Raw genomic sequence first — 21142 nt, forward strand, 5'->3', positions numbered from 1 at the left:
GTTTATACGACTTTGTTTTTCAGCAGTAGATACAAGAAGTAGATACCACCAATAAAGTTAATCACCACGCTCAGCGTCGTTTCAAATGAAAACAGGTTTTCTATAATCCACTGCCCTGACAACAAGGCACAAATTGCCATCAATGAACAACCGACTAACAAGGTACGATGCTGGTAAGAGTGGAACATTTCACGGCTCAAGTTCGTCACCAATAAACCAAAGAACATGATTGGCCCGACTAAAGCCGTCGAAATGGCAATGAGAACCGCAGAGAGAATAAAGACATTGCGCGTCACTTTAGGGACATCAACGCCTAAGCTCTTAGCGTTGTCTTGGTCGAGCCAAAAGACATCTAAGGTGCGATGCATGCGATACAGCAACCAGCAAGCGATGAGCAATATTGGTGAACTGAGATACACCAAGTTCACCTTCACATTGTTGAAGCTGGCGTACAGTTTAGATTGCACAAACGCAAAGGTATTTGGGTCCATCAGAAGGGAGAAGAACACCGCAATATTGCTAAACAACTGCCCAAAGATCAGCCCAACCAACAACAAAGTGATGAGATTGCGCCCGCCTTTTGAAAAATAAAACCCAAACAGCAACAGCGAAAAGCCTACCATCACCAATACAGCAATCGAGAAGTTGATGTAAACATTCAGAACGAGCGCGCTTAAACCACCAAACAGCAAAACAATCAGCACTTGCGTCAACACATACAACGCATCAAACCCCATGATACTTGGAGTAAGAATCCGGTTGTGGGTAATGGTTTGGAACACCAATGAAGATTGAGCAATCGCAATACCCGCCAACACCATGGCTAGCACTTTAGGCACACGTCGCGACAAAAAGTATTGGTAGTTATCTGCTGTTAAGCCAATACCAACAAACAGAAACGCAAAAAGCAGCGCGACGGCTGCCAATAAGAACAGTTTTTGGGAATCACGCACTTTGCTTACCTCGCAACAACATCGCGATAAACACCACTCCGCCCAAGATACTGATCACGATTGAAATCGGCATTTCATGAGGGAAGATGATCAATCGGCTAACCAAGTCACAAGCTAAAACAAGTATTGCCCCGTACATAGCGGTAAGCGGGATATTGCGTTTAAGATTGTCGCCATAGAAGTAACTGACTAAGTTTGGAACGATAAGCCCAAGAAACGGCAGTTGACCAACGATCATCACCACACTGGCAGACATTACCGATACCAAAAGTACACCTAACGTCACCACTTGCTGATAGTTAAGACCAAGGTTTACTGCAAAGTCTTTACCAATGCCAACAGCAGAGATACGCGCAGCAAATAGGTAACTTAAAAGGGCGACGGGAACAGCAATGTAAAGCAGCTCAAAGTCACCACGTAAAATGTTGGCAAAATTCGCCACACTCCATGCAGACAGGCTTTGCAGCGCATCGTATTTGTAGGCAATGAAGGTAGTAACGGCGTCAACAACGTTACCAAAGATGATGCCGACGAGCGGTACAAACACGACACTTTTGAATTGAATGCGTTGAATGAACTGGACGAACATCAAGGTACCCAGAATTGAGACTGCAAAGACAAGCCAAAGCTGTTCGCCATTACCAAAAAACACCACACTCATTACGTAACCGAGCATGGCACACTCAATCGTGCCCGTTGTTGAAGGCGCGGCGAATCGGTTTTGGCTAATTTGCTGCATCACTAATCCAGCGATGCTCAGCCCTGCTCCAGCAAGAAGAATGGCAAATAAACGCGGAATTCGGCTAGTAAAGAAGAGTTCTATTGCTTTTGCATCGCCCGAAAACAACTGTTGGGGTGTCATATTTGCCACCCCAACAAACAACGATGCGACGCTTAGAACAATAAGAACAAGCAATAACTTTTTCAAAGTTAACCTCAGCTAGCTTTTTTACAGATCGATCGTGTGTTTGATTTCACTCACCATCTTTTCCGTCGCGGTTACGCCAGACATTGCTAAGTACCAAGCATCAACATTTAGGAAGGTTATTTTCTTGTTCTTGTAAGCCGAAGTTGCTTTAACCAAATCGTTATCCAACGCTTTAGCGAGGTCATTGTCAGACTTTGCGTGAAGTGAGTTTCTATCAATGACTAGAATATTCTTCGGGTTAGCTTCGCGGATAAACTCGTAAGAGATGACATCACCGTGCGTGCCTGTTTTGAGGTTCTTCACTGTTTCAGTAAAACCAAAATCTGTGTAAATCGCGCCAAAACGAGACTTCGCACCGAATGCACTGATGTTGTCTCCGATACTCAAAATCGTGAGTGCATCATTATTATTGGTTTGGTTGTATTCGCGAATCGCCTTGAACTGTGCATCCAAGTTTTCGATCTTTTGCTCAACCTTGTCCTCTATGTTGAAGATCTTACCAAGATTACGCCATTGTGCTTTTGTGCCCTGCCAGTAATCTTCTTTCTCTCCTGATGCAAAAACGACTGTTGGTGCAATTTCACTTAACTCATCGTATTTCGATGAACCACGAGGACCAACCAAAATCAAATCTGGTTTTTGCATATAGATGGTTTCGAAATCTGGTTCAAACAAACTACCAGCAGAGGTGTAATTGTCTTTATTGTATTTCGATAAGTATTTAGGAAGATGCGAGGCATTCGAGACTGCAACAGGGTCGATATTAAAGCTATCGAGCATATCAAGAGGGCCAAAGCCAATCACAACCACACGCTTTGGTGATTGTTCGACTTCTGTCGTTCCCATGTAGTGATCGATTTTGACGGTTGCAGCAAAAGCAGGTGAGATTGTGAGCAGCGAAACAAGAGCCGCACTGACGAGTTTTTCCATTATTTTAAACCTTAAATGAGATCCATTATCATGCGCATTCGCAATATATCGTTACTCACATAGGCATTCAACCGATTATTTAATAACTTTACATTCGTTACACTTCTAAATTGGCTTAATAAATCAACAAATTACACTGTACCTATATCGGATTTGAGACGGTAAGCGCAAAATAATAATTTTCATGTTTATCTCGTGATCGAGTGCTTATACTTCAAAACAAGTCTTATCAAAAAGGATTAGAAAATGAAGAAGTTAGCATTAATGGTTTTTGTCGCAGCGCAACTGATAGCTTGTACAGAGGTGGGCAGTGAAGCGTGGTGTAACGACATGAAAGAAAAGCCAAAAGGCGAATGGACCGGTAACGAAGCGTCTGATTTTGCTAAAAATTGTGTTTTTAAATCAGAATAAACACACATTGTTCTGATTGAACAACAGATAAACCAGATAGCCCGCAGCTTTTATTTTTAAAATGGAATCGTGCGGGCTACTCGTAGGCATCAAGAAACGCTTTTAGTGCAAGTTCATCAACAATCTCTAGCCCCTGTTCGCCCTTTCTGATCAACCCCTTGTCCATTAAATCTTTCACCGCTCGGCGATAAACACGCCCGGAAGTGCCAAATCTTTCGGCTTCTTGGTTTACTTTGCCAAATCCACCCAACAAGGTATTAGTCTGTTTTTGCACCAACAAATCATAAGCAATGTTGTAAGTAATTGGGTGTAACAAGCGATTGGTGTAAATGTCCATTGAATCCTGATAATCCTCCGCCAAAGCAGAGGCAAAGAAGAACATCATGTCAGGTTGCTGATGTAGCGCCTCAGTCAGTTTTTGGATACAGATGATATCCACTTGCATGTGTTCATCAGCTACCACATTCCATTGGCAAGGCGTTTGTGTGAAGTACTCCATTTCACCATAGATGTGATAATCGCAATTGGCTTCACCCAGTTGGAAACGACGTCCATTAGCTGCAATGATACTCATCGAAACTCGACCAACTGGCACAACATAAAGATATTGAAGTTGTTCACCTTGGCGAAGAAGCTCTTCACCAGAGTCAAAGTATCGACTGCCGATTTGGCATTGATAGATTAAGTCACGAAACTCAGCACTTTTCTGTTCTAGAAAGCTTTTGAAACGTCCAGTCGGATAAGGGCTTATTTTCACGTGAGTTTCTCTTTAATGACAACAATCTCAAGTAGATTGTACTCGCTAGAATCGTTTGATGACAGCCAATAAAAAGCGACACCAAGGTGCCGCTTATAAAATTAACTAAGCTGTGATCTGGTTAACTCTGTGCAATTAAGGCTTCAAGAGCAGCGTAAGACGCTAAACGCTCCCCTTCCATCATCACTTGCGCTTCGTCTACGTACTGCCCTACACCTTCTTTCACATCCTGCTGATACAAAACCACATTGTTCAGAATGGAGGCGACATTCAGACCACGCAGTCGACCGACAGTAAACAAAGCCGAGGTTTCCATATCCGCACCGAGAATACCTTTCTTGTTCCAGTACTCGCAGATCGCTTCTTCGTCGTCGGTATAGAAGCTGTCATGGGAACGAACCACACCTAAATGATAGCGCGCCTCTTTTGCGGCTAAATAGCTGTCCAGCGCTTTCAGTAATGAAAAGCTTGCGTAAGCCGGATACGAAGAGCGAACGTACGCTTTCGAGCCACCTTCGTCTCGTACTGCGCCTTCAACTACAATCAATTCACCAAGTTGGATGTTGGATTGCATCGCGCCAGCCGATCCCACTCGAATCACATCTGTCACACCACACTGCTTTAGCTCTTCCACCGCAATGATCATAGAAGGTGCTCCGATACCAGTACTGCACACTGATACGCGCTGACCTTTGTATGTTCCCGTAAACACTCGATACTCACGGTTTTCAGAGACCAATTCTGCGTTATCAAACAACGCGGCAATACGGTTCGCCCGATCTGGCTCACCACAGACGATCACTCGAGGCGCTATTTGAGTACTGTCTACACCAATATGTGGTTGTTTCATCATTGGCTTAACCTTGAGCTGTCGCTTGCGTTAGGGTCTTCTCACCGTTGCGTTTTGCGCTACGTGCCCACTCTCTTGTGCCGTTTGCTGCGATGAACATGAGAATCGCGTATTGAACCGACATTGCGTACACACCTTGTGTCGCGTAAATACCCACGCTGATGATGTTGATTACGACCCAAAGAATCCAGTTCTCAACGTACTTACGTGTCATCAAGATTTGCGCCACGATAGAAAGCACGGTCATGGTTGCATCCCAGAATGGGAAAGCATCTGGCTCCAACACAGGCTCAGATAAACCTGCACCGAACACGTTTAGCGTATCAACGGCAATGTTAGCCAACGCAGAGAAGAATGGGTCGATGTAAATCGTTAACATCGCAATCGCAACAACACTTACTGAAGCTGTCGCGATCAGCTTCTGTTTGCTTAACCAACGCACCTCAAGTGTCTCACCTTGTGCATTTGGTCTTGTCCATGCATACCAGCCATAGATGTTGGCGCAGAAGAAGAAAAGTTGAAGCAGAAGCAATCCGTAAAGCTGAATCTGGAAAAAGATAACGGCAAAAAGTGTTACGTTCAGCAGACCGAACAAGTAATTAATGGTTTTTTCTTGGCTCGCAAACCAAATACAAAGCAGACCGAAAACCGTACCAAACGCTTCGATCCAGCTCATTGCATAGCCACCACCAATAGGAATGTTAACAAGGGTGTTGTTGATGTCTAACAGGGCAAATAGGTCCATGAAGATGTCCTTTATTATTGTGCTTGGGATGCGCTCATCTTATTGCCTCGCAGCAAACAAAAAGGAGGACATTTGTCCTCCCTTTGATGTATCCGATCATAAATCAGATCAATAATTTTTTTATATTGTAGTGTTCCCACTACGCAGTAATGGTTTAAGACTCTAAACCCGAATAACGTTTTTTAAACGCCGATGCCGAAGCAAAGAGTAATGTTGCTAAAAGAGTAATAACAAAGCCGATTGAGAATTCAAAAGCTTCGTTGACTAATAGTTGATAGCAACTTAATAAAAAAATGAACGCAACCGCTGTAACATTCAAACGATGAAACCAAGGGTGTTTCACCGAGAACTTCGCGTATCCCTTTGACAACATATTGCTAATCCACCGAATATATAATTAACACTTCTATTTATAATGAAAGTTAATACTAAGCCTTTCTCATACAAAGAGAAATAATTTATTACTAATTTCTAGCAAAATGTCACAACGGAAAACGAGGGCTATTGACTAGACACAACCTTCACACTGTTACGCTCAACCAATGTTGGTTCAAGCTGAACAACCTGAGCTTCATCAGATTTATCATCCAATTTTCGCAATAATGTTTCGACTGCAGCTTGCCCTAGACGGTATTTCGGTTGGTGAATTGTTGTCAGAGATGGAGACATAAATTTGGCGATATGGATGTCATCGTAGCCAATAATGGATAACTGCTCTGGAATTTTAATACCTAGCTCGTTGGCCGCGTTAATTGCGCCCATTGCCATCATGTCGTTGGAGACAAAAATCGAGCTTGGTAACGGACCACGTTCCGCCATTTTCTTGAAGGCTTGATAACCACCTTCGCATTCAAAGTCAGATTCAACAATCCAGTTTGCATTGAACTCAAGCTCAGCTTCAATCATCGCTCGCTTGTAGCCTTCATAACGCATTTGCGCTTGATGCTTGATTAGTGGACCTGTAATACAACCAATCTCTTGGTGGCCGCAGTCGATAAGGTATTTAGCAGCAAGATAACCACCACGAAGTGAGTTGTCTTGGATCTTATCGCTAGTGAACAATATTGGGCCCCAGTCCATGACTACAACCGGAATATCAGGGTAACGTTCGAATACATCAATACGCTCCCCTTCTAACGATGAACACATCAAAATCAGGCCATCAACGCGCTTTTGCAACAACGTATTGATAGATTCACGCATTCGCTCGTTATCGCCTTCTGTGTTACACAGGATCAGACTGTAGCCTTTGTGGTAGCAACTGCGCTCAACACCTTTTACCACTTCACCGAAAAATGGGTTGGTTGAGGTGGTCACTAGCATACCAATGGTTTTGGTGCGGTTCACTTTGAGGCTACGCGCCAAAGCAGACGGCGCATAGTAATTGAGTTCTTTGGCAGCGTTGTTGACTCGTTCCGAGATCTCTTCGCTGACAAAGCGAGTTTTGTTAATAACATGGCTCACAGTTGAGGTGGAAACCCCTGCCAGTTTTGCGATGTCTTTCATCGTTGCCATGTTATTACTCCTTGATTATTGGTGTTGAGCCAGAAACTCCTCAACCTCTTTGCGGGTTGGAATGGAGGTTTGCGCGCCAAAGCGAGTTACTGAGATCGCTGCTGCTGCGTGGGCAAACTTAATCGCTGATTCTAAAGGTAAGTCTTCCAATAAACCAGTAACTAATGCCCCATTAAACGTATCGCCCGCCGCTGTTGTATCTGTTGCCTCTACGCGGAAGCCAGGAATGATTTCACCACGACCATTTTGACTCAGCCAAACTCCTTTCGCACCGAGCGTGATCATGACGATTTCAATGCCTTTCGAATGCAGGATGTTCGCCGCTTCTTGTGCACTGTCATCGTCTGTTACCGTCACACCTGTCAGTACTTCCGCTTCCGTTTCATTTGGTGTAATCACATCTATGCAAGACAGTAATTCGTCTGACAGCTCGCGAGCTGGCGCTGGGTTCAGAATGACGTTGGTTTTGGCATCTTTCGCGATTCGCGCTGCTTTCTCGATGCCGCACATTGGCGTTTCTAGTTGCATCAACAAGTAATCAGCATGACGAATGCGCTCTAGATCAGGCTCAATCGCCTCTGCTGTCAACTTTGCGTTGGCTTCTGCTGAGATACAAATGCTGTTCTCACCGCTGTCCGCCACTTGAATCATGGCAATGCCCGTTGGACAGTTTGGCTGCATCTTCACACCATTGATGTCGATGCCATCCATTTTGAAGTTCTCACGAATGTTGATGCCGAACGAATCATCACCCACACACGCAATAAAGCCGATGTCTGCGTTTAATCGAGCTGCCGCCACAGCTTGGTTGGCACCTTTGCCACCAGGGATAACTTGATAGTTGCGACCATGCAGCGTCTCGCCAGGGCGAGGGAAAGAAGGCACTTGAAGAACATGGTCAGCGTTTACACTACCTAACACCACTAACTTATTCATACGGTTATCCTCGGTTCTGATTGAACCCTTTATATTTGAACAGGAGTAATAGGTTTACGCTCTTTGAAAAAACGTAAGCGTATTACGATTCAACTAGATTTAATTTTGTAACTTACCACTTTCGTTGTTTGGAATGACCCAACACATTCATTGGGTCATTCCGTTATCTTCAACAAAGAAGAATCACTGAGTCGAACGTTAAACTTACTTAGTCACGACTTTAAGCGGAACAGGAATGTACTCCTCAACCTTCTCGCCTTTCAATACTTTCGCTGCAGTTTCTACACCCAACGCACCAATAAGATCTGGTTGCTGTGCAATCGTCGCAGCTAGCTTGCCACGGTTTACAGCAGCGATACCATCGTCGGTACCGTCAAAGCCAACGATCATTACGTCTTTACCTGATGCCTGAACTGCGCGAAGCGCACCCAGTGCCATCTCATCGTTCTGAGCAAAGACCGCTTGAACATCTGGGTTCGCTGCAAGCAAGTTTTCCATTACGTTCAGACCTTTAGTACGGTCAAAATCAGCAGGCTGACTTGCTAGTAGCTCCATGTTGCTGCCCTTCACTGCTGTCATGAAGCCTTCACCACGCTCACGCGCCGCAGACGTACCTGCAATACCCTCTAGTTGGATAACTTTCGCTTTCTCACCTACTTTTTCCATGATGTAGTGACCTGCCATTTCACCACCAACTACGTTGTCAGAAGCGATGTGGCTCACTACGTCACCACGGCTTGCACCACGGTCTAGTGTCAACACAGGGATCTTAGAACGGTTCGCCATACGAATCGCGTTGGACACAGCGTCTGAATCTGTTGGGTTAATCAGAATCGCTTTTACGCCACGAATCGTTAGGTCTTCGATGTTTGATAGTTCTTTACTCGGGTCATTTTGCGAGTCCAGTACAATCAAGTCATATCCCAGTTCTTTCGCTTTCGCTTCTGCACCGTCTTTCATCGTTACGAAGAAAGGGTTATTCAGTGTAGAAACTACAATCGCCATTGTATCTTGAGCGTGCGCCGCTACCGATACGGTTGAAGAAAGAAGTGCAGCAGAGATAAGAGTTGCGAGTTTTTTCATCGTTCTAGTCCTTTGTGTAGGGTGAGCCAGCACACGTCCTCTGGCTCGATTTGTATTCAGGATTTAGTGGAGATCTTTATTTTAAATATCAATTACTTGTTTTTGTTGTCTACCAGTACTGCTAGCAAAATAACCACTGCTTTCGCAATCATTTGGTAGTAAGAAGAAACATCGAGTAGGTTCAGCGCGTTGTTTAGGAAGCCGATGATCAGAGCACCAATCAAGGTTCCCATGATGCGACCTTTACCGCCCATCAAGCTGGTGCCACCAAGAACAACCGCTGCGATTGCATCTAGCTCATAACCCATACCTGCTGTTGGCTGCGCGGAAGAAAGGCGAGACGTCACGATGATGCCTGCAAGCGCTGCCAACATACCGCAGATGGCGTATACACCGATTTTCACACGGTCAACGTTGATACCAGAAAGGCGCGTTGCTGATTCGTTGCCACCAAGTGCGTACACGTAGCGACCAAAGCGAGTGTGGTTCAGTAGGTACCAAGCCGCAGCAAAGACAATCACCATCAACCAAACAGGAACTGGGATACCAAGTGCGTAACCTGTACCGAACCATGCAAATGCATCTGCTGTATCGGTAAAGCCCGTTGAGATAGGACGACCGTCGGTGTAAACCATGGTTACGCCGCGTAGTAACGTCATAGTAACCAGTGTTGCGATAAAGGCTTGAACCTTACCCTTGGCAATGATGATACCGCTGATCGCACCCAGTGCCGCACCAGCAAACAGCGCTGTCGGAACCGCAATAAGCACCGGCACTTCTAACGCAATCATGCTCGCCGCGAAAGCACCACATAACGCGAGTACAGAACCAACACTTAGGTCGATGCCTGCAGTCAAGATAACCAACGTCATACCTACTGCAATGATTGCGTTAACTGAGGTTTGACGAAGAATATTAAGAATGTTGTCTACCGTAAAAAAGTTCGGGTTCAAGAATGAGACAACAACAATTAAGAAAATCAGTGCAATCAGTGACTTTTGCTCAATCAGCCACTCTTTGGTGAACAACTTTTTGCTGTTCGCTTCGGTTGGTTTGCTCATGGTCTTAGTACTCATGCTGCTTCCTCATTGATCTTTCTGCCTACGGCACAAGCGAGTAGTGTTTCTTGGTCGGCGTCTTTCGCATCGAATTCGCCAGTAATACGACCTTCGTGCATCACCATGATGCGGTCACTCATGCCTAGCACTTCAGGCATCTCAGAAGAAACCAAGATGATGCTCATGCCATCGGCTTTAAATTTGTTGATTAGCTGGTAGATTTCTTTCTTAGCGCCTACGTCGACGCCGCGAGTTGGCTCATCCAAAATCAGAACTTTAGGTTTGGTCATCAACCCTTTTGCGATAGCCACTTTCTGCTGGTTACCACCAGAAAGGTTGCCAATGATTTGGTCTCGGGTTGGCGTTTTGATGTTGAAAAGCTTGATGAAGTCCTCCACCGCTACCACTTCTTCGCCATGCTGGATTTGGAAGCCTTTGGTGAGTTTATCCAGTGCACACAGAGACATGTTCTCCTTCACGGATAACCCCAGCACCAAGCCATCGCCTTTACGATCTTCAGAGATGTAAGCAATGCCATTCGCCAGACCATCTTGTGGGCTAACCGGGTTAATGGTCTTGTTGTCTAAGTTAATAACGCCACGCTCACTTGGTAGCGCGCCATAAATCACCTTCATCAATTCAGTACGCCCTGCGCCCATCAAGCCCGATACGCCAAGGATCTCACCGCGTTGAAGAGTGAAGTTAATGTCGTGAACACCAGAGCCCGTCAAACCAATCACTTCAAGACAAACGTCACCATGCGTCACATCGATACGCGGGTATTGCTCTTCCAACTTACGACCAACCATCATTTCGATGAGTCCATCTTCGTTAGTGTCTTTAACTTGGCATTCGCCGATGAACTTACCGTCACGTAACACAGTAATGTCATCACAAATTTCGAAGATTTCTTTTAGACGGTGTGAGATGTAAACGATGCCGCAACCTTGGTCACGAAGTTCGTTAATCACTTTAAACAACGATTCCGTCTCTTTGTCAGTCAATGCGTCCGTAGGTTCATCCATGATGATGACTTTGGATTCGAAAGACAGCGCTTTCGCAATCTCAACCATTTGCTGTTCACCAAGGCTCAAATCACCAAGCAGCGTTTTCGATGAGTGCTTTACGTTAAGGCGTTGAAGCAACCTGTCTGCTTCTTCATACATCTTGCCCCACTGAATACGCCCCATAGAACCGGTAAATTCACGGCCTAGATAGATGTTTTCGGCAATCGTCAGTTCCGGGATCAAGTTCAATTCTTGGTGAATAATACTGATACCGGCTTCTTGTGAGTCTCGTGGACCTTTAAACGCCGCTGGCTGACCTTGGTATTTGATGCCTCCTGCATCCATGTGATAGATGCCCGTTAACACTTTCATCAAGGTCGACTTACCTGCCCCGTTCTCTCCCATCAACGCCATAACACGACCTGGGTATACGTTAAGGCTGGCTTTATCCAACGCCTTAACACCCGGGAACGCTTTCTCGATGTCGCTCAGTTGTAGAATGGCTTGAGTCATAATTTGTCCTCAATTAGTTGTGGCTTAAAAAACCACGCCGGCTTGGAAAATCACGTTCGCGTAAGGTGTGCACTCGCCTGTTCTAACAACAGCGCGGCTTTGTTCTGTGCGAGCTTTAAAATCTTCATGCGACACATAGTTGATCGCGATTTGTTTGCCTGTTTGCTCACTTTCTTTGGTTAGCTCAGTGATTAAAGCATCATGGTGAACTGGGCTAACTTTGGCGAATTCTTCAGCAATGATGACCCCTTCAATTTGGGACTCAGACAGAATCACGCGAACGGTATCTAGAAAGCCTGGGACTCCGTGCGTCAACGCTAAATCAATGCGTTGTACATGGTCAGGAATTGGCAAGCCCGCGTCACAAATGGTGATTTCGTCGGTATGACCCAGCGTCGCCACCAAGTAAGAAATTTCTGAGTTAATTAGGGTACTTTTTTTCATCTCATCGACCTTTCGGTTACACGTTCATACAACTTTGAGTTTCATTTCTTAGTATTGACAGAAAACTCATCGAAACGTTTCGATGCAATAATAGGACGGCAATGAAAATTGGCTAGTGACAAATCGATAAGGTGTGAGAATGATCCGTAATTGAAGCTTGTGCGATGAAGAAAAAGATATTGGGGTCACATTTCACCATCGAAACGTTTCGATGAAGCAAAAATCCATAAGATGGAGACTGTCTTAACAGTATTACTCATTTGCGCATTCATCCCGCAAATGTATTTTGTGCTTTTGAAACGGTACAAATATGTCTAAAGTTTGAGACTTCTTCTGGTCAATCTCGTAAAAAACCGCACACAGCATCACAAATTAAGTAAGGGTGTCTGACTTTCGAAAATCACCCACTTACAATTTGAAAAACACAGAAATACTATCGTCATCCGTTCGGAACCTTTAAGTAGGGAACGTTTGTAGGGACACAAACGGAAATTGAAGAACCATAATGAAACTAAGCAATAGAGTTGTTTTGCTTGTCGCGCCAGTCATTCTTATTAGCGCGTTGGTGTCGAGTTACATCATTTATAGCATTCAAAAAGTCACATTGATCAAGCGAGAAGACAGCTACATTCAGCTGCAAATGGAGAAGCTCGCAGGGCAATTTCGTCAAGCCAATATCTTCCTCAACAGTTACGCCTATACCCTAGGGAAAAGTGAAGTTTTACAGGATTACTTCGTTAACCACGAAGACCCGTACCGAGAACGACAGCTATTCAACCGATTGGACGAAACGGTGGAAGTGCTGAGCCATGGTTATAATGGCGATGCGAACATGGCAATACTGGATGGCGACCAACACCTACTCTATTACACCGAGAATCAGTTTTATGAGTCCAACGGCAGCGTCGATCCTAAGATTCTCGAATACGTAGAAAAGAGCTATGCCCAGCACGGTAAAACCAGCCATACAGGCTTTATTTACAACTCAAGTGGGCAAAGCATACTCCTACAATACGAACTGTTCGATAAGCGAACGGGCGAGCACCCACCCAGCTTTGATCCGCACAACGCATTCTTTGTTGTCGTCTCCGTCTCTCTCGAAGCTTTTAATGACATCAAACACGAAATAGAATTTGATACCCACAGTGTCATCACATTTTCTGACAAACCGATTCACCTAGATATCCCCCTAGCCCAAACTATTGAACTCTTACCCCATTTCCACGCAATTTTGTCACCGGCAGAGTATTTAATGTGGAATAAGGTCGATAAGGTCTGGTTGGAGCTGGCTCTTTCGTTTGGTATAGCGTCGTTTTGTACCATCACTTTGATTGTCTTAGTCTTGTATCGTTACGTGCTCAGCCCGGTATCGAAACTGGACAAACAACTGCGCGAAATAGAAGCAAACAAGCGCACTAACATTGAAAAGCTAAACAGTGACGATGAAATTGGTCGCCTCTCTTCGCGCTTCTTCGACATGTATGAAGAACTCAATAACATCTATCATAAAACCAAACACTTAGCGGAAACAGATCACCTAACTCAACTCGCGAACCGTCATCGTTTTCATGAATTGGCAACTCGTGAGTTAGCCGATCCCTCTGAGCAACTTTGGGTTGTTTACATCGACCTAGATAACTTCAAGTACGTGAACGACAAATACGGCCACGAATTGGGTGACAAGCTTTTACAAGTCTTCTCTCGCCATATAAAAAATGTCTGCCAGAAGTTTACCCAACAACACAACAGTCCTTGCTTTGGAGCTCGCTTGTCTGGCGATGAGTTCGCCATCCTGCTGAGTACAAACCAAAAGAACGCTGACATACCAGATATGTTCGCTTCAGAGTTGCTCAAACCCATCCACAACTTGAGCCAATCTTCGACAAATTCATTTCCAGTGACGGCAAGCGTTGGTATTGCTCAATATCCAAGAGATGGCGCTGATATTGCCAAGTTGCTTTCAAGTGCGGATGCGGCGATGTACCAAGCAAAACGCGGCGGCAAAAACCAATACGCCTATTATTCTGCGGCGCTCAATATTGAAGCTCAGCGCCGTAGCCAGATCGAACGCGCTTTGCGTAAAGCCAATGTGGAAGACGAATTCCATTTGGTTTTCCAGCCATACATGAACAGTCATGCCAATGAAATCGAGGGTCTGGAGGTTCTCTTACGTTGGGAAGCGGAAGGAATTGGGTCGATTCCACCGAAGGAATTCATCCCTATTGCGGAACAAACCGGGTTGTTCGAGAAAATCGACCGCTGGGTGTTTGCTAACGCAATGGAAGAGTACCACCAGCTTAAGAGTATTTTTGGCAAGGACATCATTTTATCCATTAACCTATCATCAGCAGAGTTGAACTCCCTATCGATGGCCGAGTTCATCCACGACAAAGCGAAGCAAAATGATGTGCCCCCTCACTGTATTGAGTTGGAAATAACAGAAACCTTCGCCGCAGACCAACAAGGTACTGCTCTGCTCGATGAACTAGCCCAACTTGGCTATAAACTTGCGATTGACGACTTTGGCTCAGGCTATACCTCACTGACGCAATTGGTTCAGTACCCTGTTCAGAAAATCAAATTCGACCGAGAATTTCTGCTCACCTTGATGAATACTGACAACGGCCACGTCATCAAACCAATCATTGAACTGTGCCATGCGCAAAACAAGAAGGTAACGGCAGAAGGTATTGAGCATAACGTGATGCACGAATGGCTATCTTCGTATCGCTGTGACTTCATGCAAGGTTACTTGTTTGGTAAGCCCATGAACAAAGAGCAGCTTGATCAATGGTGGAAATCGGCTAACGACCAACCTTTTACCCGCTCTGATATTGCTTAGCCTAATAGCCTAACGGCTTATATCGTTTATTGCAGATGAATTGAAACCCAACAAAAAAAGCAGCACCGTGTGTGCTGCTTTTTCGTGTTCTCAAAAGACTATTTAGCCTAGTGAACACTTTCTCACATGCGCTTTAGCATATTGAGTGTAATGTTCGCTGAGTTGTCGGCCGTTGCTTTTTTAAGATCTGAGTAGACAACATCTGCCGAACCATCCGCTTTGTCTGAAATCGTACGGATAACCACATAAGGTACTTTGAACGCATCTGCTACTTGGCCTAACGCCGCACCTTCCATTTCCACAGCCATTGCGTTGTATTCTTGGTAGATGCCCGTCACTTTCACTTTGCTTGCAATGAACTGGTCACCAGATGCGATAACGCCACGGTAAACACTCTCTTTGCCAAGCGTATCAACGGCTGCATCAAATGCGTATTTTTGCAGTGTTTTATCTGCGTAGAAGTAACGCTCTTCGTAATCAGGCAGTAGACCTTTCGGCATATTGAACGCGGTTAGATCAACATCGTGCTGAACCAAACGTGTAGAAACCACGACATCTAACGGGTCCAATTTAGGGTCGCTAGCACCAGCAATACCCGTAAAGATCAGTTGGTCAACGCCGAAAGATTCAATCAGAAGAGTGGTCGTCATTGCCGCATTGACCTTACCTACGCCAGATTTCGTCACGACAACGGTTTTGCCCTCTAACTCACCCGTGTAAAAGCGATGGCTACCAATTTTCTTTACTTGTTGGTTTTGGATTTTTGGTAATAGCGCTTCAACTTCGACATCCATCGCACCGACAATACCGATGGTCGAACCTGCAACGGAAGGAAGTGAGTACGCAGCAAGCATTAGAGCAAGAGATTTCTTCAACATGGGAATCCTGAAATGTAATACGCGCCACCAAAGTGTGACGCGACGCAAATTATACAATACATCCCCTAGGGAGCAATCGTTTGCATCAATCAACTAATACTGATTGATTAAGAAATTCTCAATTAATGAGAACGACTTAGCCATTTTTACTTTTTAAAGGAGAAACCACCCGATCTTTAACCCGGATCGACGGCATAAAATAATCGCAAGCAGCACGGTTCGCATCCGTTGGATGACCCCAAGCCCCGCAAATATCAGCGCAGCTCTTCTGCCTTGTAAACTGGCGACATTGTCCGCATCGATAATTCATAACTCTTCCCTGAGCAATTTAATCCTGTCGATCAATTCTGTAGAGAATTACGCTTCATTCAGCGCAGCTTCCACCGCGGCCTTAGCGTGGATCTCTGTTGTATCGTAAAGCTTCACGTCTGTGTGTTGAGGTTCAACTAACATCGCAATCTCAGTACAACCAAGAATGACCACTTCAGCGCCCTCTTCAACTAACTTATTGATAATGGCGAGGTACTGTTGACGAGAATCCTCAAGCACTTCTCCTTTGCACAGCTCGTTATAGATAACCTCATGAACAATCGTTTGATCATCTGAACTCGGTACGACGACATCAACACCAAATTTATCGATGAGTCGCTGCTTATAAAAGTCTTGCTCCATGGTAAAACGTGTACCAAGCAAACCAACCTTCTTAATGCCATCCGCCACCAGTTTCTCAGCGGTCGCATCAGCAATATGAACAAGCGGTACATTGACAGCTTGCTGAATTTGGTCAGCGACTTTGTGCATGGTATTAGTACAAATCAGAATGAAGTCCGCACCGCCTGCTTCCACCGATTTTGCTGCTTGAGAAAGAATCGTGGCCGTGTCTTCCCATCGACCTTGATGTTGAAGTGTTTCAATTTCGGCGAAATCGACACTGTACAAACAGACTTTTCCTGAATGTAACCCACCTAGACGCGCTTTTACTTCACGGTTAATGATTTGGTAATAGTTCGCGGTAGACTCCCATGACATACCACCAATTAAACCTATCGTTTTCATTTTCTTCCTTAATCGACGTGTACTTGAAAATCTTCACTGTAAAAAGCATCGAAGACCATTTCAATATCTCTTGGTAAAACTCGGCTTTGTGAAAGTGGCGGAATCTTATGTTGCGCGAAGAAATCGATTTCCGACACTTCAATGTTCTCTTTAGGCTCACCAGAAACGTATTCACACAAAAAGAACATCTTATAGATGTGGAATGGGTAAGGCGGCTGATAGTCATGCATCGCTCTGTCGCGAATCGCAATCAGTTTCGGTTTTGCAACGACGAGGCCAGATTCCTCCAACACTTCGCGCACCACCCCACTACTTGGCGTTTCACATACATCAGCCCAACCACCAGGCAACGTCCACCCTCCGTCTTCGCGCTCTCTTACGAGAAGTATCTTGCCATCTTTTATCACCCCAGCACGTAGGTCGACTTTGGGCGTAGGATAACCCGTTTCAGGGATAAACAAGTTTTGAATATCGGCAACTGACTTATCGCTGATGTCAGCAAACATCTGATGAGCGATGTCTTCTACCATTTTGAATCGTTCTAGATCGTAAGCATCTTTACTGTATGCTTCCCCTGCTTGAGCAATCGCCTGTAGTTGCTTTGCCCAATCTAACCACTTCGACATACACTTCCCTTTTTCAACTTACCTTGGCAGAAACTAGCATAACCAACTGAAAGCAAAGTTTATTTTTGATCAAGTTTTCGCAAAATATTTATCCGCTATATTTTGTTAATAAGATAATTCGAATATTTTCGATATTTACAATTCAATCAAAAATATTATTACTCGTCACAAATATTATTTATGGAACTTCATTTATTAAACACAGTTCTTAGCGCTGTATTTAATCGAAGATATTCACTTAATGCGACGCGATCGACTTCCGTCGAGACTGGTGCATTTGTTATTGGATACCATTTAACAGATTCCGCTTCTAAGCTCTGAATATCACCTTGCCAATTGGTCACCACATAATAGTGAATCAATTGCAGTTCTGTAGTTGGGTGATATAAAGAACATAAATAACCAAATTGAAGTGGCTTGATGTTGAGCTCTTCTTCCAATTCTCTAAACAACGTTTGTTGTTGGGTTTCGTTTAACTCCATATGGCCGCCGGGTATTGCTATTGCCCCAGGGTCAGATTCCTTATCCTTTACTCTAGTTTCCAGCAACACGTGATCGCCCTTAACTAAGATAAATGAGACACACTCATGAACTTCCATCTTCATCGCCCTTTGATAACAGTTTTATAGCAAACTAACATAAATCATTTCGATGATGTGAACAGCAATAGTCAATAAATTGACCACATACAACAACCTAGCTGCACGTTTAGTTGAATATGCAGAATTAGGTCTTCGCTTAATCTATCAATTGTCTGTAGTTGGGTAATGATTTGTTACGACTAGGATCACAGTCTAAAAAATTTTTGTCTAATGCTAAGTATGAAATAAATACATTGAATTCAAACGGTATTTTTATTTCATTTATAATTAAACGACGTTTTATTAGCACCACTGCTTAGTAAATCACGGTAAACACAGTTTTATTAATTACCCAAATCGGCTAGTATTTGTCTTGAAGATTTTTAAAGTCATCGATTAACCTCTCAATGTTGATTAATTTCAGCGAGTTAGTTGGCAGAACTCTACCAAATATCAAAATGGTTCGGTAATACGTGTCACTACGCATAATAGGAAACGTTGAGAATAGAATTAAATTGATGTGCATGCTGTATTAACGACTGCAAGACGCAATCGCTGAATTTGCTACACCAAGAGTTTTATTTAGTACAAATGAAAAAGCTATTTTTATTATTGATATGGACATCGCTTACGGTTTCACCTTTTGCCTTTGCTCACCACTCATCAGCAAAAGCAACGGAAACTAAAGCTACCAAGCAACTTGTTGAAAAGACATTTAAAGAAGCCAATTTGGAAGGAGTCATCGACTTCAGTTTATTCAACGATGCATTTTTAGCTTACAAAAAAGCACATGACCGTAAAAAGCCAGTATTAACCATCATCGACTACAGTAAACCCTCTACTGAAAAACGCTTTTATGTGGTCGATTTAGATAAGAAAAAACTTATCTTTAATACCTATGTTTCTCACGGCGTCAATAGTGGTAAAAAAACTGCGACAAAGTTTTCTAACGTAGTGAACTCCCGTAAGACTTCTTTGGGTACGTTCTTAACTGATACCACTTACTATGGTTCTAACGGATACTCGCTGCGACTCGATGGATTAACATCTGGTGTCAACGACAAGGCACGTGAGCGTTACATCGTGGTTCATGGCGCAGACTACGCAAACCCATCTTTTATCAAAAAGAATGGCTATCTTGGCCGCAGTTGGGGTTGCCCAGCACTGCCGCAAAAGTTATCGCGAGAAATCATTGACACCATTAAAGGTGGCAGCGTTATCTACGCAAGCGCTTAGCGCCGCTTTTACCAAGTCCAAAAAGGGAGCAGATTTGCTCCCTTTTTTAATAGACAAAAAACTGTTCATCCTGTTAACAAGTCGCTAGTATACGCAAGCGCCACCAATTGGCAGCAAACGAATATCGATTCCATCTTGTGTTAGGGTTAGTTTTGGTTCACGTATTTCGCCTACTGCTTTTGTTGTCACTCTCCCTGTTCTCAGGGCAGATGTATGCTGCGCAAAATCATGAATCTGCAGATACCAACTACACAGCTTCCGAGACGTTCTACAAACTTACACAACATGACTATCATGCGTTAAAAGTCCCTTATCGAGCTTGGAATACTCGTGATGCTTGGAGCCCTGATGGTTACTACCGCCACTTAAAGCGCGACCTGTTGGGTCTACTGCCTTGCCGTCGAGCTTCTGGTAACGATGGCGAGCTGACATTGAGCGTCCTACCCGAGTATCACCTTCTGGTCGCTTTTTTGTCCCCTTCCTTATTGGATATCGCACTCAAAGCCACACCTTTGCCAAATCGTGCACAGTTATCGGCAAGCAAAAGTGCGTTTCATCTTCCGGGATGGAAGCAAGCAAATTTACTTTACGTGTTTAAACACAGTCGCGAGGCTTAGCTCGCACATTGACTGTACTGACATTAATACGGATACCTTCAGTACTAGCCAAGGATGATCTCATCTTTACCCTGAATTAACTCGAGATCCTGATTATGAAAAAAATCGCGACTATCGCCGTTTTGGCTCTAACAACCTTATTCGCTGCGACGTCACAAGCAGCAAAACCTGAAGATATGAGTAATAGTGCGCTTCTAGAGTGTGCAAATGCTTCTAACGCTCGTGCAGCCGTTCCTGAGCATCGTGCTATGTTTCGTCATTACTTAATGGCTGAGCGCGGCTATACATTCAGCCAGCTCTCTTCTGCGGAGACCGAATTCAAAGCACAAGGCATGGATGAAACGAAGATGGAACAGTTCTACAAAACTGAGTGTAAGGAAGCAGGCGAATACCTTTACAACATCGGTTACTGATTCGCTCTCATTGCAAGCAATGCAAATACAGAAAAAGGCGCTGTGATAGCGCCTTTTTTGCTTTTCAAATTTCTTACCAGAACAATTATGGCAGTTGCGGAGTTGTTTTTGATTTGCTCCAAGCCTTGCGAACTTTCACCAATACAAAACTCATGATGGCAATGGTTAGGGTAATAACCGGTGCAGCCATCAATCCCATGGTCACAATCTTGTTTATCTTTTCAGGTAACAATGGTAGCAACAGGCCAAGACCGCACAGCAGTAGTGTCCAGAGAATCGCGCTCAGCCACGCAAAGTAATGGAACTTGCTAACACGGTTCACACGTAATCCCATCATCAATGGCAGCAACGAACGCACCACTGGAATAAAACGCGCGCAAAACAGCGCAATCAAACCATGCTTACCCAGCAACATGTCCACTTGCTCTAAACGCTTCGCTGGCACTGCGTTCACCCAGCCTTGTACTTTCGGCAAGCGGTTTAACCATTTACCTTGCAGATATGCTGCCCAACTGCCCATTGCTGCGCTGACAACAATCACCAACATGATCATAACTGGGTCAAGCACTCCTACCGCTGCCAATGTACCAGAAAGTACGACCACGCTGTCACACGGGAATGGGGCTGCGGGGATAAACCCACTTTCAAGGAAAATAAGTGCACCAACTACAAAGTAAATCAGCCCTGCACTACCCGGCGCCATTAGCGCGGTAAAGTCTTGGTGCCACAACGCAAACAGCACCTGAGTAATCGAATCAAACAT

22 protein-coding genes are annotated in these 21142 nt (G+C 44.4%); 5 read left to right on the plus strand and 17 right to left on the minus strand.

Features of this window, described 5'->3' with window-relative positions; all coding sequences use genetic code 11:
- Positions 1 to 2 precede the first annotated feature (2 nt).
- From vctG to KIT90_RS00340, 3 genes are read right to left on the minus strand one after another with little or no spacing between them, the layout of a single operon-like run.
- On the minus strand, positions 3 to 953 hold the full coding sequence (vctG, locus tag KIT90_RS00330) for an iron chelate uptake ABC transporter permease subunit VctG (protein ID WP_285374393.1): 951 nt from the start codon (positions 951 to 953) through the stop codon (positions 3 to 5).
- Entirely contained in the window at positions 946 to 1881 is a 936-nt protein-coding gene (vctD, locus tag KIT90_RS00335; protein ID WP_038867975.1) for an iron chelate uptake ABC transporter permease subunit VctD, read from the minus strand. The genes vctG and vctD overlap by 8 nt, the downstream gene beginning before the upstream one ends.
- A gap of 21 nt (positions 1882 to 1902) precedes the next feature.
- Entirely contained in the window at positions 1903 to 2811 is a 909-nt protein-coding gene (locus tag KIT90_RS00340) for a siderophore ABC transporter substrate-binding protein (protein ID WP_285374397.1), read from the minus strand.
- Positions 2812 to 3057: 246 nt separating this feature from the next.
- On the opposite strand from KIT90_RS00340, the gene KIT90_RS00345 reads away from it, so the two are divergent.
- Complete coding sequence (locus KIT90_RS00345; RefSeq protein WP_285374398.1) at positions 3058 to 3222, plus strand: DUF3012 domain-containing protein; 165 nt, start codon at positions 3058 to 3060, stop codon at positions 3220 to 3222.
- A gap of 76 nt (positions 3223 to 3298) precedes the next feature.
- Here the strand turns inward: KIT90_RS00345 and KIT90_RS00350 are convergent, their stop codons facing one another.
- The 9 genes from KIT90_RS00350 to rbsD form a co-directional block, all read right to left on the minus strand.
- Positions 3299 to 3979 (minus strand): Crp/Fnr family transcriptional regulator, encoded by a 681-nt coding sequence (locus tag KIT90_RS00350; protein ID WP_122070733.1) that lies wholly within the window; start codon positions 3977 to 3979, stop codon positions 3299 to 3301.
- Positions 3980 to 4100: 121 nt separating this feature from the next.
- Positions 4101 to 4832 (minus strand): nucleoside phosphorylase, encoded by a 732-nt coding sequence (locus KIT90_RS00355; RefSeq protein ID WP_285374399.1) that lies wholly within the window; start codon positions 4830 to 4832, stop codon positions 4101 to 4103.
- Between the two features lie 4 nt (positions 4833 to 4836).
- Positions 4837 to 5574 carry a nicotinamide riboside transporter PnuC gene (pnuC, locus tag KIT90_RS00360; protein ID WP_285374401.1) on the minus strand — a complete coding sequence of 246 codons (738 nt, stop codon included), beginning with the start codon at positions 5572 to 5574 and terminating at the stop codon, positions 4837 to 4839.
- Positions 5575 to 6075: 501 nt separating this feature from the next.
- A complete protein-coding gene (locus KIT90_RS00365) occupies positions 6076 to 7089 on the minus strand; it encodes a substrate-binding domain-containing protein (RefSeq protein WP_285374402.1) in 1014 nt (337 codons plus the stop codon).
- A 15-nt stretch (positions 7090 to 7104) separates the two neighbouring features.
- Positions 7105 to 8025: a ribokinase gene (gene rbsK / locus KIT90_RS00370; protein WP_285374403.1), complete on the minus strand. Its 921-nt coding sequence runs from the start codon at positions 8023 to 8025 to the stop codon at positions 7105 to 7107.
- A gap of 204 nt (positions 8026 to 8229) precedes the next feature.
- On the minus strand, positions 8230 to 9108 hold the full coding sequence (rbsB, locus tag KIT90_RS00375; RefSeq protein WP_009704137.1) for a ribose ABC transporter substrate-binding protein RbsB: 879 nt from the start codon (positions 9106 to 9108) through the stop codon (positions 8230 to 8232).
- A 92-nt stretch (positions 9109 to 9200) separates the two neighbouring features.
- Complete coding sequence (gene rbsC, locus KIT90_RS00380; protein WP_005435746.1) at positions 9201 to 10184, minus strand: ribose ABC transporter permease; 984 nt, start codon at positions 10182 to 10184, stop codon at positions 9201 to 9203.
- On the minus strand, positions 10181 to 11686 hold the full coding sequence (gene rbsA, locus KIT90_RS00385) for a ribose ABC transporter ATP-binding protein RbsA (RefSeq protein WP_045483229.1): 1506 nt from the start codon (positions 11684 to 11686) through the stop codon (positions 10181 to 10183). The genes rbsC and rbsA overlap by 4 nt, the downstream gene beginning before the upstream one ends.
- Before the next feature lie 24 nt (positions 11687 to 11710).
- Positions 11711 to 12130 carry a D-ribose pyranase gene (gene rbsD, locus KIT90_RS00390; protein WP_005435742.1) on the minus strand — a complete coding sequence of 140 codons (420 nt, stop codon included), beginning with the start codon at positions 12128 to 12130 and terminating at the stop codon, positions 11711 to 11713.
- A 505-nt stretch (positions 12131 to 12635) separates the two neighbouring features.
- On the opposite strand from rbsD, the gene KIT90_RS00395 reads away from it, so the two are divergent.
- Complete coding sequence (locus KIT90_RS00395) at positions 12636 to 14972, plus strand: EAL domain-containing protein (protein WP_285374406.1); 2337 nt, start codon at positions 12636 to 12638, stop codon at positions 14970 to 14972.
- 122 nt (positions 14973 to 15094) lie between these two features.
- On the opposite strand, the gene KIT90_RS00400 is transcribed toward KIT90_RS00395, so the two are convergent.
- The 4 genes from KIT90_RS00400 to KIT90_RS00415 form a co-directional block, all read right to left on the minus strand.
- A complete protein-coding gene (locus KIT90_RS00400; RefSeq protein WP_009704133.1) occupies positions 15095 to 15850 on the minus strand; it encodes a 5'-methylthioadenosine/adenosylhomocysteine nucleosidase in 756 nt (251 codons plus the stop codon).
- Positions 15851 to 16207: 357 nt separating this feature from the next.
- The gene (locus tag KIT90_RS00405) at positions 16208 to 16906 is read right to left on the minus strand and encodes an aspartate/glutamate racemase family protein (RefSeq protein WP_285374408.1); all 699 of its coding nucleotides are present in this window, start codon (positions 16904 to 16906) and stop codon (positions 16208 to 16210) included.
- An 8-nt stretch (positions 16907 to 16914) separates the two neighbouring features.
- On the minus strand, positions 16915 to 17532 hold the full coding sequence (locus tag KIT90_RS00410) for an NUDIX hydrolase (protein WP_009704131.1): 618 nt from the start codon (positions 17530 to 17532) through the stop codon (positions 16915 to 16917).
- 188 nt (positions 17533 to 17720) lie between these two features.
- The gene (locus KIT90_RS00415) at positions 17721 to 18131 is read right to left on the minus strand and encodes an NUDIX hydrolase (protein WP_285374409.1); all 411 of its coding nucleotides are present in this window, start codon (positions 18129 to 18131) and stop codon (positions 17721 to 17723) included.
- A 573-nt stretch (positions 18132 to 18704) separates the two neighbouring features.
- On the opposite strand from KIT90_RS00415, the gene KIT90_RS00420 reads away from it, so the two are divergent.
- The 3 genes from KIT90_RS00420 (at position 18705) to KIT90_RS00430 (ending at position 20379) form a co-directional block, all read left to right on the plus strand.
- Positions 18705 to 19349 carry a murein L,D-transpeptidase catalytic domain family protein gene (locus KIT90_RS00420; protein ID WP_039988942.1) on the plus strand — a complete coding sequence of 215 codons (645 nt, stop codon included), beginning with the start codon at positions 18705 to 18707 and terminating at the stop codon, positions 19347 to 19349.
- Positions 19350 to 19558: 209 nt separating this feature from the next.
- Positions 19559 to 19966, plus strand: a complete 408-nt coding sequence (locus KIT90_RS00425) for a hypothetical protein (RefSeq protein ID WP_009704128.1) — start codon at positions 19559 to 19561, stop codon at positions 19964 to 19966.
- A 95-nt stretch (positions 19967 to 20061) separates the two neighbouring features.
- On the plus strand, positions 20062 to 20379 hold the full coding sequence (locus tag KIT90_RS00430; RefSeq protein WP_009704127.1) for a hypothetical protein: 318 nt from the start codon (positions 20062 to 20064) through the stop codon (positions 20377 to 20379).
- Positions 20380 to 20464: 85 nt separating this feature from the next.
- Here KIT90_RS00430 and KIT90_RS00435 read toward each other — a convergent pair whose 3' ends face one another.
- Positions 20465 to 21142 carry a DedA family protein gene (locus KIT90_RS00435; protein WP_285374411.1) on the minus strand — a complete coding sequence of 226 codons (678 nt, stop codon included), beginning with the start codon at positions 21140 to 21142 and terminating at the stop codon, positions 20465 to 20467.

Origin of the sequence: Vibrio sp. B172a (genome assembly GCF_030248355.1) — a bacterium.
GTDB lineage: Bacteria > Pseudomonadota > Gammaproteobacteria > Enterobacterales > Vibrionaceae > Vibrio > Vibrio owensii.

What these genes read in the sequence shown, in the direction of transcription:
- KIT90_RS00365 (WP_285374402.1), bottom strand. Translation starts at nt 7,089, where the DNA reads ATGGCAACGATGAAAGACATCGCAAAACTGGCAGGGGTTTCCACCTCA.
- rbsC (WP_005435746.1), bottom strand. Translation starts at nt 10,184, where the DNA reads ATGAGTACTAAGACCATGAGCAAACCAACCGAAGCGAACAGCAAAAAG.
- KIT90_RS00400 (WP_009704133.1), bottom strand. Translation starts at nt 15,850, where the DNA reads ATGTTGAAGAAATCTCTTGCTCTAATGCTTGCTGCGTACTCACTTCCT.
- KIT90_RS00420 (WP_039988942.1), top strand. Translation starts at nt 18,705, where the DNA reads ATGAAAAAGCTATTTTTATTATTGATATGGACATCGCTTACGGTTTCA.
- KIT90_RS00410 (WP_009704131.1), bottom strand. Translation starts at nt 17,532, where the DNA reads ATGTCGAAGTGGTTAGATTGGGCAAAGCAACTACAGGCGATTGCTCAA.
- rbsA (WP_045483229.1), bottom strand. Translation starts at nt 11,686, where the DNA reads ATGACTCAAGCCATTCTACAACTGAGCGACATCGAGAAAGCGTTCCCG.
- rbsB (WP_009704137.1), bottom strand. Translation starts at nt 9,108, where the DNA reads ATGAAAAAACTCGCAACTCTTATCTCTGCTGCACTTCTTTCTTCAACC.
- KIT90_RS00395 (WP_285374406.1), top strand. Translation starts at nt 12,636, where the DNA reads ATGAAACTAAGCAATAGAGTTGTTTTGCTTGTCGCGCCAGTCATTCTT.
- pnuC (WP_285374401.1), bottom strand. Translation starts at nt 5,574, where the DNA reads ATGGACCTATTTGCCCTGTTAGACATCAACAACACCCTTGTTAACATT.
- rbsK (WP_285374403.1), bottom strand. Translation starts at nt 8,025, where the DNA reads ATGAATAAGTTAGTGGTGTTAGGTAGTGTAAACGCTGACCATGTTCTT.
- KIT90_RS00345 (WP_285374398.1), top strand. Translation starts at nt 3,058, where the DNA reads ATGAAGAAGTTAGCATTAATGGTTTTTGTCGCAGCGCAACTGATAGCT.
- KIT90_RS00415 (WP_285374409.1), bottom strand. Translation starts at nt 18,131, where the DNA reads ATGGAAGTTCATGAGTGTGTCTCATTTATCTTAGTTAAGGGCGATCAC.
- rbsD (WP_005435742.1), bottom strand. Translation starts at nt 12,130, where the DNA reads ATGAAAAAAAGTACCCTAATTAACTCAGAAATTTCTTACTTGGTGGCG.
- KIT90_RS00425 (WP_009704128.1), top strand. Translation starts at nt 19,559, where the DNA reads ATGTATGCTGCGCAAAATCATGAATCTGCAGATACCAACTACACAGCT.
- KIT90_RS00430 (WP_009704127.1), top strand. Translation starts at nt 20,062, where the DNA reads ATGAAAAAAATCGCGACTATCGCCGTTTTGGCTCTAACAACCTTATTC.
- KIT90_RS00405 (WP_285374408.1), bottom strand. Translation starts at nt 16,906, where the DNA reads ATGAAAACGATAGGTTTAATTGGTGGTATGTCATGGGAGTCTACCGCG.
- KIT90_RS00435 (WP_285374411.1), bottom strand. Translation starts at nt 21,142, where the DNA reads ATGTTTGATTCGATTACTCAGGTGCTGTTTGCGTTGTGGCACCAAGAC.
- KIT90_RS00355 (WP_285374399.1), bottom strand. Translation starts at nt 4,832, where the DNA reads ATGATGAAACAACCACATATTGGTGTAGACAGTACTCAAATAGCGCCT.
- KIT90_RS00340 (WP_285374397.1), bottom strand. Translation starts at nt 2,811, where the DNA reads ATGGAAAAACTCGTCAGTGCGGCTCTTGTTTCGCTGCTCACAATCTCA.